The organism is Winogradskyella sp. ECml5-4 (genome assembly GCF_036903175.1).
Classification (GTDB): domain Bacteria; phylum Bacteroidota; class Bacteroidia; order Flavobacteriales; family Flavobacteriaceae; genus Winogradskyella; species Winogradskyella damuponensis.
This window is the reverse complement of the sequence record NZ_JAYJLF010000006.1, coordinates 92,027-108,451: the sequence shown is the minus strand read 5'-3', so window position 1 is coordinate 108,451 and position 16,425 is coordinate 92,027. Positions and strand designations below refer to the sequence as shown.

The following is a 16,425-nucleotide window of genomic DNA, read 5'->3' as shown; positions in this document are numbered from 1 at the left end:
CATGAACGACAACACTAATTTAGACATTGACAACAACGTAGAGAACCCTCAAACTACAACAACTTCAAATCATGAAGAACTAATTAAAGCCAGAAAAGAAGCTATAAAAGAAGCAAAAGCAGAACCAGAAATAAAATGGCTAACAGATCATAGTCGTCAATTTTTAGCATCTGGTTACCTTACAGAAGATACAACTCCTGAAGAAAGAATCAGAGAAATTGCCAATAATGCCGAAAAAATATTAGGTATTGATGGTTTTGCCGATAAGTTTTATGGCTATATGGCAGAAGGCTACTATTCATTAGCATCTCCAGTTTGGTCTAACTTTGGAAAAAGACGAGGCTTACCAATCAGTTGTTTTGGTTCACATATTTCTGATGATATGGGAGATATTCTCTATACACAGTCAGAAGTTGGTATGATGTCTAAATTAGGTGGAGGTACTTCAGGTTATTTTGGAAAACTTCGTCATAGAGGAGCTCCTGTAAAAAATAACGGAGAATCTTCTGGTGCTGTACACATTATGCAACTGTTTGAAAAAATGGTTGATGTCGTAAGTCAAGGTTCTGTTAGAAGAGGTCGTTTTTCTCCATATTTACCAATAGAGCATAAAGATATTCATGAGTTTTTAGAAATAGGAACAGAAGGTAATCCAATACAAGAGTTAACGCATGGTGTAACTGTTGGAAATGATTGGATGCAAGAAATGATTGATGGAGATACAGATAAAAGAGCCATTTGGGCAAAAGTATTACAACGTAGAGGTGAAATAGGATATCCTTATATTTTCTTCAGAGATAATGCTAACAATACAGCTCCAGATGTATATCAAGATAAAAACCATGAAATCTACGCAAGTAACTTGTGCTCAGAGATTATGTTACCAACAAACGAAAAATGGTCGTTTGTATGTGTATTATCTTCTATAAACTTATTGCATTACGATAAGTGGAAAGATACTGATGCTGTTGAAACAATGGTATATTTCTTAGATGCTGTTTTAGAAGAATTCATTACGAAATTAGAAGTGTATAGAGATTCTGCAGATAGAGATGACAGACAAACCTTCATGTTTATGGAGAAGGCTTATAACTTTGCTAAAGAAAATAGAGCTTTAGGATTAGGAGCTTTAGGATGGCATTCGTTATTACAATCTAAAATGGTAGCTTTTGATAGTAAAGAAGCGTTTGATTTAAATAGTGAAATATTTAAAACAATAAAAGATAAGTCTGTTAAGGCATCTGAAGAATTAGCAACATTATTTGGTGAGCCAGAAGTATTAAAAGGTTACGGAAGACGTAATACAACATTGAACGCTGTAGCGCCAACAACATCTTCTGCGTTTATTTTAGGACAAGTATCTCAAGGTATTGAGCCAATTTGGTCTAACAGTTACGTAAAGGATATTGCGAAAATAAAAACCACAATTAAAAACCCTTATTTAGTAGCGCTTTTAGAAGAAAAAGGCATGAATACTAGTGAGGTGTGGAGAAGCATTAGAGATTATGATGGTTCTGTACAACATTTAGAAGGACTTACAGATCATGAAAAAGATGTGTTTAAAACCTATTCTGAAATTGATCAAATGACCATCATTTATCAGGCAGCAAATAGACAAAACCATATCGATCAAGGGCAGTCTATAAATATTATGGTACACCCAGATATGCCAGTAAAAGATATTAATAAAATCTATGTGACGGCTTGGCAATTAGGTGTAAAATCATTGTACTACCAACACAGTATGAATGCAGCACAAAAATTCAAGCAAAAGAAAGAATGTACGAGCTGTGAAGGGTAAAACCCAAAAAGTTCAAAATTTGAATAATTTAAGTGTTAAGAAAAAAAAGCATCTCAGAAATGAGATGCTTTTTTATGTAATACAAATGATAAACTCTAATCTTCAACCAAAGTATCCGTTCCCAAATATTTATCGGCTTTATTGTAATACCAGGCTCTCACTTTAGGAATTTTAATACCGTTTAAGAGGGTTTCTTCAGAAAGCACTATATATTCACCACTATCAGGTTTCGCTTTGCCATGCTCATCGGTTTTAAAGAACTGGTAGATTTCCATAGCATAGGTCTTTGGGTTAAAATAGAAGTACCAAATATCACTGCCTACAGCTTCATCATATGTGACTTTTAGAACCAAATACGTTTTGCCTTTAAAGGTTTTTGTTTCAACCGTTTCACTAAGATTAGTGCCTGGATCTTTCAATTTCATAGGTAAACCATATAAATACGAATAGTAGTTTTTATAAAGTGTAGCTCTATCGCAAGTCATGTTCTTTTCTTTTGCAGCTATGCTATCTAAAACTTTGCCATTGTATTGCATTTGGCACTTGCCTTTATCTAATGTGTACGTTGTGGTTACAGTGTCTTTTGTGGCGGTAACGCTAAAATATTCAGCAGGTAAATTAATTGAAATACTACTAGTGCGTTTTGCGGCTTCTGGCATGGTCATTACCACAGTAAACGTAGCGTTAAAGCGTTCCCAGTTCCCATTTGGGTCGTGGTAATTAATGGCTTTGTTTAATAGTTCTTGAGACGATAGATTTTGACTAAAACCAGATAAAGCGCATAAGAAGAATGCAAATGCAAGAAAAGATTTCATAGTAATTATTTTTTCTACAAATTACAATATATCAAACAAAAAAAAGCACCCAATGCCGAATTTTACGGGAGGATGCTTTTTGTAAATTTAGATAGATTTGTGATTTATTTTGCCTCCATCATAGCAAAAAACTTGTCAATATTTGGCATTAAAATAATACGTGTTCTTCTGTTTTTAGCACGATTAGCGCTAGAGTTATTTTCAACTAAAGGTTGGTAGCTACTACGTCCAGAAGCAATTAATTGCTCAGGTGCAACCTTAAATTGATTTTGTAGTTTTCTAACAACAGATGTTGCACGTAATACACTTAAGTCCCAGTTGTCTGCAATTTTATCTGTATTAATGCTTCTAGAATCGGTGTGACCTTCAACCATAACATCTAAACTTGGCTCAGAGTTTATAACATCAGCTAATTTTTGTAAAATTTTATCAGCTTTGTTTCCTACGCGGTAACTTGCAGTGTTAAATAACATGTTGTCTGCAATAGAAATCATAACTACAGTTTCGTTAATATCTACTACGATATCTTCGTCTTCGTTAAGATCGCTAGTGTTCATTGCTTTACTTAAGTTGTACTGAATAGCTAAATTCATAGAATCTTTTAAAGTCTTTGCGCCAGCTAATTTTTCTGCATCTACATTTTTCAATGTTTCACGCATTTTTTCTTTGCTTGCACCAGAAGCTACTGTACCGTCTTCAGCGACTTGAAACTTGGCTTTGTTCTCAATAGTTAGTCCTTCAACATCTTCATTTAAAGATTGTATTTTAGAATTGTATTGGTTAACACGTGCTTCAATAACGGCAAACTTATTTTCTAAATCTTCTTTTGCAACTTTAGTTTTTGTGAGTTCGCTTTTAATCTCCCCATTTTCTTGTTCTAAGGCTAAGTATTTCTTTTTTGAAACACAAGCGGTCAATAAAATTGTTGTTACTAGTAGAATTGAAACTTTCTTCATTTTATAATTTTTAGTTGTTAACGTTTTAAAGTGATATATACGATTAAAGGTGCCTTTTGGATGTTAAAAGTTGTAAAAGATTACATATTTTTCAAAAAAAATGCCCAATACTATAATAGTATTAGGCATTTGTTATTGGTAATATTTTTTTATTCTTCTTGTTCGGTATTCAGTTTTGCAGGTTCTACAGAACTATCGTGAGCACCAAAATATTCTTCTAGAAGATTCATCGTCGCTGTTAATAGGTCTTTAGTCTCTAATAACAAGCTAAAATAAAGGGTTGTGTTTTTTGGACTAGATTCTTCACTACGAGTACGCTCAACTTGTTTTTGAATTTTCTCTTTAACTAAGTTGTATACTTCCGACTTTTCCGTTAATACAGCACCTATTTGTTCAAAAGAATGTGATTCAAAAGCAATTTGGGTTTTGGAAAATAAATCTTCCATACGTGCATCTAAATCTTTTAATTCTTTGATTTGGCTAAACTTTAATTTTTTATGATTATTGTTTACGTGCTTATGACTTACTTTAGAAATATAATCTAAGGATTGCGTCATGTCTTGTAAATAGCCTAGTATATTAATATAGAAATTACTCGCCGATAAACTCGGTTCTTCAAGGTTTCTAATAAAGTAGAAAATATGATCTCTTAGCTCATCTATTTCATTAGATAATTTGTCTATTTGTTTTCTATTCTTCTTTAATAATTTTAAATCTTGAACAGCTAAACCATTGATTGCAGACGTGTAAATTTTATTACCACGTCTAACAACACTAGCAATATTAGAAGCACTTTCTTGAATAACTCCTTGTGTAGAGCTACTTTCAGCTTTTTCTAACTGATCTACTTCCTTCATTACCTTAGACTTCTTAACATGCGACATATAGCTGCGTATTAGTAAAAGTACGGCTAATACAAGTAAGCCAACTAAAGCATAACCTTCGCCATAGTATAAGATATAAGCCATAATTGCAGCCGCTACAAAGGCGCTAAAGGCAGTAAAGAACCATCCACCAATTACGTTTAATACACCAGCAACTCTATAAACAGCACTTTCACTTCCCCAAGCTCTATCGGCTAAAGATGTACCCATAGCAACCATGAATGTTACGTAGGTTGTAGATAAAGGTAATTTCATTGAAGTTGCAATAGAAATTAGAACACTAGCTACCATTAAATTTACTGCAGCTCTTACTAAATCAAACGCAGGTAAGTCTTGTTCTTTTAGAACTACTTTTGGTTTTATAAATTGCTTGTCTGCCCATTTTTTATAAGAATCAGGAAGCACAAGGTTAAGACTGTCAGAGATTCCAATAGAGTATCTTACAATACTTCTAGATAAGAAATTAGGTTCAAATCGTTCTTTAATATCATCTTGTCTAGATAAATCAACAGAAGTTTTTACAACAGCTTTTGCTTTGCTAGAAAACCAAAGTGTTAAGACCATTATAAGTCCTGCTATAAGTAATAAGTATGGTTGTGTTCTAACAGGCTCTCCAAGTGCTGTCATAGCATATTCTCTTGGTAATGCGCCACTAATAGACCATGCTTCGTAAGAATTAAAGGCCGCGATTGGTACACCTATAAAGTTTACTAAATCGTTACCAGCAAAAGCTACAGCTAATGCAAATGTGCCCACAACTATAATTACAACATAAATATTTGTCTTAGTATGTTTTATTAAAAGGTAAGATAGTAGCGTAAGAACTATAAAGCTAATTCCAATTAGAGCGATAGGATTAGTAGATATTAATGATTTAACATCATCATTCATAAAACTAGCATTTTTAACCCCTTTAATAAGAATAAAGTATAAAATTGACGATGTGGCTAGTCCACTAAAAACAGCACCATACCAAGATGGCTTTTCTTGAAACTTAAATGATAAAAGTATTCGCGAAATATATTGAATAATGGCACCGATTGTAAAGGCGACGACGACAGACAGTAGTATGCCCAGTATAATTTCAATCGCTTTAGAATTATTAATATATACAGATAAGTCTGTAATAGATTGTTCGCTATCACTGTAAATTTTTATGAGAGCAACAGCAACAGAAGCACCTAAGAGTTCAAAAACAATTGAAACCGTTGTGGAAGTTGGCATTCCTAAGGTGTTAAAGAAATCGAGGAGCAAAATGTCGGTAAGCATTACAGCCATAAAAATGACCATAATTTCATTAAACATAAATTCGCCAGGATTAAAGATGCCCTTACGAGCAACTTCCATCATTCCGCTAGAAGTCATTGCGCCTACTGCAACACCAATACTAGCGACGATCATTATGGTTTTAAACGAAACTGCTTTAGATCCTATTGCAGAATTTAAAAAGTTAACAGCATCATTACTTACACCAACTACTAAGTCTGCTATGGCTAAAAAAGCAAGCGCAGCTAGCATATAGATATAAAGGTTTTCCATTAAAAATGAATAATAAATTGAATGCAAAGTACCTTTTTTATTTCCAAGAGAATGTTACCTAAATGTTATTATTAATTCTATTGATGGCGATAAGCGTAGCTGTTTTGAAGTCAAAAATCTTAAGGTTTTATATCAAGTTGTGTAGGAATAGTTCTTGATTTTATCTGCGTTAAAAATTAGCGTATTAAAACTGTAGTCTTATCAAAACTGTAATTCTGGTTATTCTGTTATTTAACTTCTAATCTATGAGCTAGAGCTAAAAATTTAATGTATTGTTTTATTATATGAATTAACTTGTAATTTTAACATACTGAAAATAAGCTAATTAATGCTTTTATGTTAACTTAATGTTATGTAAATATTACATAATTGTAAAATTAATGTTATATTCGTAAGGAGAATATTAATTAATACCCAAACAGATATGAAAAAGATTGTTATATTATTACTGATGTTATGCGTAGGTTTTACTTATGCTCAAGATAAGAATAAACCAAAATTAGAGAAGAAAGGCGATTTAATAATTGCGACTTATTTTCATGATAATGGTGCAATACAGCAAACTGGTACTTTTGATGCCAATGGTAAATTACATGGAGAATGGACGAGTTTTGATGTAGAAGGCAATAAATTAGCTGTTGCTACATATGATGCTGGTAAAAAAGTTGGAAAGTGGTTCTTTTGGGAAGGTGATTCGCTAAAAGAAGTAGATTATAGAGACAACGCTATTGTAAGTGTGGTTGAATGGTCTAATGATAGAACCTTAGTCTCTAGAGATTAATTTTTTATTATAAATCAGAAAGAAAGCATCCAAATTTTGGATGCTTTTTTATATAATTTAATAAAATGATTAAGATTAGTGCTTAATCATTTTTATATTGTTCCCAATATTATCTTTAATAACATATAGACCATTGATTAAGTTACTCATTGTTGTCTTTTCTTCATCTTCATTAATAACAATTGTTCTCGAAAATGTATTTAAATTTATTATTGTTTTTGGGTAATTTCGAGCTGAAGTAGTATTAACTAAGCAATAAATATCATTGTTAGTAGTGTTTTCTTCATTATCGTTCGAATTTAATAGAGCATGCAAATAAGTATATGAGGTTAAGCTATTTCCCAAATAAGGATTTGCCAAGAAAACCTCATAGCATACCTCGATAGTTTCGTTAGGTTCTAAGTTTTCGTTTATATTTAAAACTGCTAAACTTGCAACTTTATTGGCATTAAGTAAGTTATTACTATTAGCCAGGATTGGTTCAATACTATCTACATCTCCATCAGATTCACCTTGATTTTTTATAGTGAAACAAAATTCATGATATTGATTAGGTTCCAAAATCAGACTATTTGGTGTGCTACTAAATGTATTGTCATCTGCTTCGACTGATATTTGTGTAATAATAAAATCGGGGTCTCCCAGAGGACAACCATTATTAGAGGCTGCACCAGCCTCATTAGGACAATCATCTTGATTATCTGGAATACCATCACCATCACTATCTGGACAACCATTATTAGAGCCTAGACCAAAAACTGTTGGGCAATCATCATTTGAGTTTATTATACCATCTCCATCTATATCATTGTCACAATCATTACCTAAACCATCACCATCAGTATCAGTCTGATTAGCATTAGGGGTATTAGGACAGTTATCACAATAATCAAAAATACCATCATTGTCAGAGTCACTTAAATTATATGAAGAAATAACGGAAGAATTATCAATTATAGCATCTTCATCAGAACTATCGTGGAAACCACTATATTTAACATAATAATATCCACTAGGATAAGAATAAACATTTTGACTTATATAATAAACATGTCCAATGGCTAATTTTTGAGAAATCTTAATATCAACTTTAATTTGATATTGCGTAGTTTGAATTCTGTCGCAGTAATTATTCTCTAATTCTGTTAATGAACTTCCTAAGTACTGTAGCCTGTGGTATCTATATGAGTTTGGACAATAGTCGATAGGTACAATATTAGAACCGTCAATGGTGAGGTCTTCATCTGAGCCACTACCATCTTGAGAATAAATAACAGTCCAGAATTTTGAACCACTACCGAAGTTGTATTCAAAGACAGTACCAACTTCAAGTTTGTCTTCGATATTTATAACTAACTTTAAATCAGTGTTTGTTGTAATACCTGTTTCACAGTACTGCGGAAGTACTTGATAAACTCTGTGATACTTACCAGTAACTTGAGCTTGTAAGTTAGTAATATAAAAAAATAGTAAAAAGAATAAAAAGAAGTAAATAAATGATTTCATAATATATGATTTATGGTTTGTTAAATTTAGTTAAAGTAGTTTTAGTAAATATTAACTAAAGTTTATTATATGTTTATTGCTCTTTATATTTTTGTAAAATGATGTTGTTTACTGGAATAATAATATTATTAATGTTGTCGATAGATATATTGACAGGACATTAAGTTTCTAGAGATTAAATTCTAGGCTTAACAAATAAAAACCATCTCCTGTTTTAATAAGAGATGGTTTTTTTGAAATTTTTATTCAATTACCTTAAGTTAATACAACTTTAATCAGCTTTAATATTTAAATTTTGAAAAAGTTTTCAATTAAAATTTTATAGCATAGCTTAAAGAGAATTCTACACCAGGACTATAATTGCTAAAAATTTGATCTTCGGCATTATAAGACTGGTAATTAGATCTGACTTCATCATTTAAAATGTTATCCACCTTCAAAGTGACAGTCTTATTTTCTTTTTCTCCAAATGACTTTGAAAAGTTGAAGTTTAAGCTATGGAACGGGTCAGAAAATACATCTGATACTTGACCGATACCAACTATTTGAAGCGTTTCTCCTTGTACATTATAATATATACCAGATTGAATACCATCTTTTGAGTAATTTAATCCTGCATTAATTAAATAGGGGGACTGACCTTGAAGCTGTCTTTTGTTATCAACTTCTTCTCCATCACGTGCTGCAGAAAGTCTACCTTGGTATTCAGCATTATTCATGGTCTGCTCAGATTCTATTACAGAAATATTTGTGTTAAATGATAGACTATTAAGATTTTCATAGATAAAACCAAGGTTTCTTCTAAATTCTAATTCTACTCCATAAACTTTAGCATCTCCAATATTTCTTGGAATAATATCATTAATCGCTTCTAATCCAAAAATGGTTAATTCAATAGGATTATCAAAAGACTTATAAAATCCACTAAAAGCAAGTAGACCAGCATCCTCACTAAAAATCTCATAACGTAAATCAAAATTATCCACGTAAGTTGTCTTAAGGTCAATATTACCATTAAATGTAATATTAGTAATAGGATCAAAAATTTGCGCTACAGAAGCTTCTTTAAAAGAAGGTCTTGCCGTAGATTTAGCATAAGACAATCTTAAATTAGTATTATCATTAAGACTATAAATTAAGTTTAAAGATGGGAATATATCCGCTTCGTCAATAATACGTTCATCATTAAAGTTGATGTCACCTATGGTGTTACTACCTGTATAATAACTGTCGTATTTCTCGAATCTTAAACCTAAAACACTTTTTAATTTATCAGTTATTTTAAATTCTTCTGAAACATATGCAGCGTAAGTTGTAGCGTAAGCGTTGAACGTATTAGCAGGTTCAAAATTGCTCACGATGTAAGTACCACCTGTGTTATCTGTAGTCCAGATGTTTTCATCAATTAATAAATTATCTGGATTACCACTAAATGCAGCTGCAGGTGTACCGGAAATCCTTAAGCTGTATTGATTAATGTCAAAATCACGCTCTTTGTAAACCTGAGCTAAACCTGCTTTAAATTTCGCTTCTTTATTAAATAATTGATGTTTTTTAGTAAAGTTCAGTTTAGAGGAGAGGTTGTTTTCTTCTAAGTTTCTCCATATTCTTCGTGGTTCTCCAATACTTGGTCTAATTATGTATTGGCCGTCATCGTATTCAAACAATGTCGAACGGACATCCTTATCATTGACCTTAACATTGGTTCCAGAAACACTCCAATCGAGCTCATTTGTGCTTTCTGCACTAAACGCATGTGTACCTGATAACAATAAGTTATTTACGGTTTTTTCTGTGTATTCTAAGTTGTCACTGTAGAAAAGAGCAGCGTTGGTTATAAAACTTTCTTGTTCAAATTTACCCGTTTTAGCGGTTCCATTTTGCACTTTTGTAAATACCGCTTTGTATTTAGAAAAATCACGTTTATAAGTTACACCGGCTAAACCACTGATTAGTACATTTTCTTCAGATAAATACCCTTTCTGTAATCTGTTTGGTACTAATTCTGTTTCACTTAAACTTTGTGGTTTAAATAAAAAGTTTTGCGTGTAATCATCATATAGTGTAGTTTCTGTATTATAGCTAATCGCAGCAATGTATCCTAATTTATGGTCTCCGATTTCAATTTGATTAGAGGTGCTAAATCCAAAGTTGTAGTTCATAAAACTCGTACCTGACTGTGCAGCCATTTCAGGTTCAAAACGTCTGGTAAGATCAGTTAATCTAGGGTTATTATCTGCTAAGGCAGGAATGGACGCTCCTAAAGCAATTGGGTCATCGCGTAAACCATTATCAAAACCTAAGAAATCAGTACCACTTTTACTTTGTGTAATAAAATCTGAATTAAAATGCATGCTTGGATTATAACCAACCCCTACACTTAAATTGTATTCTTCACGACTAGAAAAATCTTTTGTAACAATATCTACCACACCTCCTGTAAAATCGGCAGGCAAATCGGCAGTTAGGGTTTTGTAAACTATAATGTTTTCAATAAGATTAGACGGGAAAATATCTAATTGAACTGTATTTCTATCTGGATCTAAACCAGGTATATCCATACCATTTAGAATAGATTTTGTATAACGATCTCCTAAACCTCTTACGTATACAAATTTTCCGTCTTGTAATGAAACTCCAGGTACAGACTTAACAGCACTAGCCACGTTTGAAGCACCAGCTTTTTTCATGGTTTCAATAGATAATCCGTCAAAAAGATTAACAGATTTACGTTGTAAGTTTAAAACGGCTTCTTCAGAATTTCTTCTAATTGAAGTGGTAACTACAACCTCATCTAAACTTTCTGAAGATGGGTTTAATGTGACATTAATTGTAACTTCTTTATTGGCTTCAATAACCACATCAGTTATTTCTTTTGGTTGATAACCAACAAAAGAATAGACTATAACGTAGGTGCCAGGATCGAGTTCTAATTCATAATTTCCGTCGAAATCCGAAGTGGTACCTATCGTGGTATTTTTTACCACAATATTGGCAAAAGGTAGTAAGTCATTAAATTCAGAGTCATATATCTTACCGGTTACTACACCAGTTTGAGAGAATCCAACTAAAGAAAATAGACTAAAAACTAATAACGTAAATAAATGTTTCATCTTAAAATTTTAAAGTATAGAAAAACTCATCTCTGTTAAAGAGATGAGTTTGAAATTATTTTAATAGTACACAGGTTGTGTATTTAAATAAAAATATATTTCTTAATGGATTACTCAACAGTTGTATCGTTCCACATTACTGAGTTGTCATCTCCTGAAGGGAAAACAACTTGCCAGTTAGAGAAATTGATGTTGTCAGCAGCATAATTTTCAGCAGAAGTAGCGTCATCTATTTCTACATCAGAACCAGCTCTGAATCCATAAGTGTAAACGTTGTTGATAGAACATAAAGCACCATCTCTTAAATCAGCATATTCTCTGTTTCCACTTACACCATCAATAATAGCAGAAGCATCACCAATCATTGTTAAACCATTGATTGTAAATCCGGCTTGAAAAGAACCAGCAGGACCATCAATTTCCATAGCGTGATCTGTTACATTTGTAGAAATAGTAAGTGCATTGGTTAGAGTACCAGAGTACGCTTCATCGAAGTCTAATAAGTCGTCAGCACAACCCCAAACTACAGCGTTAGATACATTAACAGCACCAGCAAACCATTCGATACCATCATCTAAGTTTGCTACTACCTCAATGTTAGAAATTGTAGTACCGTTACCAACACCACCAAGAGTTAAACCGTTAATTTCGTTATCTGATCCAATAACAGCACCACCATGTCTAATAGAGATGTAGTTTAATACACCAGAGTTGTCTGCATCATTAGTACCACCATAAGAACCTGGCTCAGTAGCTGGTAAACCTTCTATTTGAATTGATTCTGCATCACCAGAAAAAGATCCCTGTGCTTTACCTAAAACTAAAACACCACCCCATAAAGCTCTATCATCGATAGAAAGGTTTGTTCCTGCGTTAGTTCCTAAAGCGATGTTATCACTTTCTGCAGTAAAGATGATTGGCGCACTAGCAGTACCATTTGCATTAAGCATACCACCTTGAGCAACGATTAATGCAGAAGCATTAGAACCTGTAGATTCAGCACCTTTAATAATTGTACCTGGCTCAATAGTTAATGTTACACCATCTTGTACATAAACTTTACCAGTTAAAATGTGAAACCTATCGTTTGTCCAAGTTTCATCAGCAGTAATAAAACCAGAATGAGACTCATCTGCCTGTGGGCTAGCAACCGTCCAACTTGGATTGCTATAAGATAAACCATCAACAGAACTTGCTATTTGGCTAGCTGTATAAGTCCATCCAAATACATTTAAATTAGCTCCTGTAGTTTGTGCACCTTGTGCAACAGAAGAAGACCAAGCATCAGCATCATCAGAGAAGCTAGCTGTTGGTGTTACATCGTCATCACCACTAGAGTTATCATCATCACTACTACAGTTAAATGCGATGAGCGAAAATGTAAGTAAGAAAAATAAGTTTTTAATTGTTTTCATTTTGTTTTTGTTCATTAAATGTTATGCTGCAAAGAAAACATGATTACCTCACTTGTAGGTTAATTGAAAATTAAAGGTTTGTAATGAAAAGGTTAGTGGAGTGTTAGCCTAGTATTAACTAGATTTATGTTAAGGAAACAATTACGTAACATTAGAAATTTATAATATCTATCTAGGCTTTATATAATCAATTGTATAGCAATTTATTTATCTTGCATCTTATAACACTATTACTATGAATTGGGAACAACTACTCTCCTTAAAGCGTTTTGGAGACACTAATAAAAGATTGAGAAAAGAGCAAGATGAAACGCGTTTGGGTTTTGAGGTTGATTATGACCGTATTATATTTTCATCCGAGTTTAGAGGTCTTCAAGATAAAACACAGGTTATACCTTTGTCTAAAACCGACTTTGTACACACGCGCTTAACACATAGTTTAGAAGTGAGTGTTGTTGGTAGATCTTTAGGGCGAAAAGTTGGTCAATTACTATTAAAAAAGCATCCACATTTAGAGAGTGTACATGGTTATACCATGAATGATTTTGGCGCAATAGTGGCAGCAGCCGCTTTAGCTCACGATATTGGTAACCCACCATTTGGTCATTCTGGAGAAAAAGCTATTGGAGCTTATTTTAAAAATGGTAAGGGGTGCAAATTTAAAGAACTCTTAACAGAAAAAGAATATCAAGATTTATGTGATTTTGAAGGTAATGCCAATGGTTTTAAAATCTTAACCGAAAGTAGAGAAGGTAGAGCAGGAGGATTAAGATTGAGTTATGCAACCTTAGGAGCATTTATGAAATACCCTAAAGAATCTTTACCTAAAAAGCCAACCAATCATATAGTAGATAAAAAATATGGTTTTTTTCAGAGTGAAAAAGAGATGTTTATAGATGTAGCATCAGAGTTAGGTTTATCCAAACGAGGTAATGATTATTTGAGTTTTCAAAGACATCCTTTAGCGTTTCTAGTGGAGGCAGCAGATGATATTTGTTATACTATAATTGATTTTGAAGATGGTATTAACCTTGGATTGATTGAAGAAGAATATGCTTTAGAATATTTAATTAATTTGGTAAGAGGCAGTATAAAAACAGAAAATTATCACGCCTTAAAAACTACTGAAGATCGTGTGAGTTATTTACGAGCCTTAGCGATAGGACGATTAATAAATGAAGCCGCGTCTCTATTTATGGAGCATGAAGAAGCTATTTTAGCTGGTAAATTTGAAACGGCTTTGTTGGAGGTAAGTCAGTATAAAGCGCAGATAAAAGATATTATTGATATAAGTGTTAAGAATGTTTACCGCTCTAAAGATGTATTAAATAAGGAAATTGCGGGTTACGAAATTCTAAATCAATTACTCAATGCTTATGGTGAAATGGCTTTTAATTATTATAAAGGTCATATGTCTAATTACGATAATTTATTGTATAATATATTGCCGGAAACGGTTAAATTGGAGAGTGATGCACTTTATCAAAACCTACTTTCTGTATGCTTATACATTTCAAAATTATCAGATACAAATGCTATGTTGCTACATCAGAAGTTAAAAGGTAATATTTTATAACGTGCATTTCATCGAATAAATTTGTTTTTTAACGATATTTGTTTTTTATTTACCTTATAATCAGCCCTCAAAAAAACATCTACTTATGAAAAATAATATACTCGGTGGCTTAGTTATCTTCATGGTTGTAGTAACATGCTTATTAATGCTGGACGACATTTCAAATCCACAAGAACAGTTATCAATACAAGATACTGTTGAGGTAGAACAAGTTGAAAATAATACAGATTTAGCAATTGTTGAGAGCGAAGAGTAAGTCTTCAATTCTCTTTTGTAGTGATGAGGCATCCAATTTTTGCATTGCTTTTAATTGGTCTGTAGTGCCATGTTCTATAAACTGATCTTCAATACCAAGAATAGTAATGGTTTGTTTATAATTATTAGTATTAGCAAAATTTAAAATCATACTGCCAAAACCACCAACAACAGTACCATCTTCTATGGTAATAATGGCATCGTATTTTTTAAAAATACGGTGCAGTAAATTTTCATCCAAAGGTTTTACAAATTGCATATCATAATGTCCAATAGCATCTTTCTGATTGATAGACGCAATTACATCGTCAATAGTTTTTGCTGTTGTACCAATAGTAAGTATGGCAATTTTAAGGCCTTCTTTAAGGCATTTGCCCTTTCCTATGTCTACGATTTCAAAAGGTTTTTTCCAATCTAAAAGATGACCTCTTCCGCGTGGATAACGAATTGCAATAGGAAAATCAATACCTAATTGAACGGTGTACATTATATTTCTGAGTGCAATAGCATCTTTTGGTGCAAAAATCACCAAATTAGGAATGCAACTTAAATACGCCAAATCAAAAACACCGTGATGTGTAGCTCCATCTTCACCAACCAAACCAGCTCTGTCTAAACAGAAGATTACAGGTAAGTTTTGTAATGCCACATCGTGAATGATTTGATCGTAGGCGCGTTGTAAAAATGTAGAATAAATATTACAAAATGGAATAAGGCCTTGTGTTGCCATTCCTGCTGCAAGTGTAACAGCATGTTGCTCTGCAATACCTACATCGAAAGCTCTATTAGGAATGGTTTCCATCATATATTTTAAGGAGCTTCCTGTTGGCATAGCAGGAGTAATACCTACTATTTTATCATTTTTTAAAGCCAACTCTACAATAGTTTCACCAAAAACATCTTGGTATTTTGGAGGTTGCTTTAAGTCTGATTTTACTGGGAGTTCACCTGTTTTTGCATCAAATTTTCCTGGTGCGTGGTATTTTACTTGGTCTAATTCTGCTTGTTTTAAGCCTTTTCCTTTTGTGGTAATAATATGTAAAAACTTAGGTCCTTTTACGGTTTTTAGTCGTTTTAATTCTGAAAGGAGTAAGGGTAAATCATGACCATCAATAGGTCCGGAGTAATTAAAATTTAAGGCTTCAAAAATATTGTCTTGCTTTTCAGTTCCTTTTTTTACGTTAGTCAAATATTGTTTTAGGGCACCAACGCTTGGGTCTATACCAATGGCATTATCATTTAAGATAACGAGTAAATTAGCATCTGTAACTCCGGCGTGGTTTAAACCTTCAAAAGCCATTCCACTAGCAATAGAAGCATCGCCAATGACAGCAATATGGTGTTTGTTTTCGCCTTTTAGTTGTGAAGCAATTGCCATTCCTAAGGCTGCCGAAATTGAGGTTGATGAATGTCCAACACCAAAAGCATCATATTCACTTTCACTGCGCTTTGGAAAACCGCTTATACCATTGAGTTGCCTGTTGGTATCAAAAATATCTTTTCTTCCGGTTAAGATTTTGTGACCATAAGCTTGGTGACCAACATCCCAAATTAATTCATCTTTTGGAGTATTAAAGACGTAATGCAACGCAATAGTCAATTCTACCACGCCAAGACTAGCACCTAAATGACCTTCTTTTGTAGCGACGATGTTAATAATAAAGCGTCGTAACTCTTTAGCAAGTTGAGGTAAGTCTTCGGGAGCAAGCTGGCGTAAATCTTTAGGAAGATTAATATGTTTTAAGAGGTTTTTCATTCAATTACAAATGTACTATAAGCAAATG

Annotated in this window: 11 protein-coding genes; 4 read left to right on the top strand and 7 right to left on the bottom strand. The window is 32.9% G+C overall.

What is annotated here, in order from left to right:
* The first annotated feature begins 1 nt into the window (after position 1).
* Positions 2-1,801, top strand: a complete 1,800-nt coding sequence (locus VDP25_RS06725) for a ribonucleoside-diphosphate reductase subunit alpha (RefSeq protein ID WP_334468088.1) — start codon at positions 2-4, stop codon at positions 1,799-1,801.
* Between the two features lie 95 nt (positions 1,802-1,896).
* Here VDP25_RS06725 and VDP25_RS06720 read toward each other — a convergent pair whose 3' ends face one another.
* The 3 genes from VDP25_RS06720 to VDP25_RS06710 form a co-directional block, all read right to left on the bottom strand.
* Positions 1,897-2,616 (bottom strand): DUF6503 family protein, encoded by a 720-nt coding sequence (locus VDP25_RS06720; protein WP_334468086.1) that lies wholly within the window; start codon positions 2,614-2,616, stop codon positions 1,897-1,899.
* 104 nt (positions 2,617-2,720) lie between these two features.
* Positions 2,721-3,572 carry an OmpA/MotB family protein gene (locus VDP25_RS06715; RefSeq protein WP_334468084.1) on the bottom strand — a complete coding sequence of 284 codons (852 nt, stop codon included), beginning with the start codon at positions 3,570-3,572 and terminating at the stop codon, positions 2,721-2,723.
* Between the two features lie 149 nt (positions 3,573-3,721).
* Positions 3,722-5,995: an inorganic phosphate transporter gene (locus tag VDP25_RS06710; RefSeq protein ID WP_334468082.1), complete on the bottom strand. Its 2,274-nt coding sequence runs from the start codon at positions 5,993-5,995 to the stop codon at positions 3,722-3,724.
* Positions 5,996-6,419: 424 nt separating this feature from the next.
* On the opposite strand from VDP25_RS06710, the gene VDP25_RS06705 reads away from it, so the two are divergent.
* Positions 6,420-6,776 carry a toxin-antitoxin system YwqK family antitoxin gene (locus VDP25_RS06705; protein WP_334468080.1) on the top strand — a complete coding sequence of 119 codons (357 nt, stop codon included), beginning with the start codon at positions 6,420-6,422 and terminating at the stop codon, positions 6,774-6,776.
* Positions 6,777-6,851: 75 nt separating this feature from the next.
* Here VDP25_RS06705 and VDP25_RS06700 read toward each other — a convergent pair whose 3' ends face one another.
* The 3 genes from VDP25_RS06700 to VDP25_RS06690 all read right to left on the bottom strand — a co-directional run bounded on the left by VDP25_RS06700 (position 6,852) and on the right by VDP25_RS06690 (position 12,810).
* Positions 6,852-8,282: a thrombospondin type 3 repeat-containing protein gene (locus VDP25_RS06700; RefSeq protein WP_334468078.1), complete on the bottom strand. Its 1,431-nt coding sequence runs from the start codon at positions 8,280-8,282 to the stop codon at positions 6,852-6,854.
* Between the two features lie 311 nt (positions 8,283-8,593).
* Positions 8,594-11,395, bottom strand: coding sequence for a TonB-dependent receptor (locus VDP25_RS06695; RefSeq protein ID WP_334468076.1), 2,802 nt, complete (start codon positions 11,393-11,395; stop codon positions 8,594-8,596).
* Between the two features lie 110 nt (positions 11,396-11,505).
* Entirely contained in the window at positions 11,506-12,810 is a 1,305-nt protein-coding gene (locus VDP25_RS06690) for a hypothetical protein (protein WP_334468074.1), read from the bottom strand.
* 235 nt (positions 12,811-13,045) lie between these two features.
* Here VDP25_RS06690 and VDP25_RS06685 point away from each other — a divergent pair, with 235 nt between their 5' ends.
* Positions 13,046-14,386 carry a deoxyguanosinetriphosphate triphosphohydrolase gene (locus VDP25_RS06685; RefSeq protein ID WP_334468072.1) on the top strand — a complete coding sequence of 447 codons (1,341 nt, stop codon included), beginning with the start codon at positions 13,046-13,048 and terminating at the stop codon, positions 14,384-14,386.
* Positions 14,387-14,471: 85 nt separating this feature from the next.
* A complete protein-coding gene (locus VDP25_RS06680) occupies positions 14,472-14,642 on the top strand; it encodes a hypothetical protein (protein WP_215928018.1) in 171 nt (56 codons plus the stop codon).
* On the opposite strand, the gene VDP25_RS06675 is transcribed toward VDP25_RS06680, so the two are convergent.
* Positions 14,616-16,397, bottom strand: coding sequence for a 1-deoxy-D-xylulose-5-phosphate synthase (locus tag VDP25_RS06675; protein WP_334468069.1), 1,782 nt, complete (start codon positions 16,395-16,397; stop codon positions 14,616-14,618). The genes VDP25_RS06680 and VDP25_RS06675 overlap by 27 nt on opposite strands.
* Between the last annotated feature and the right edge of the window lie 28 nt (positions 16,398-16,425).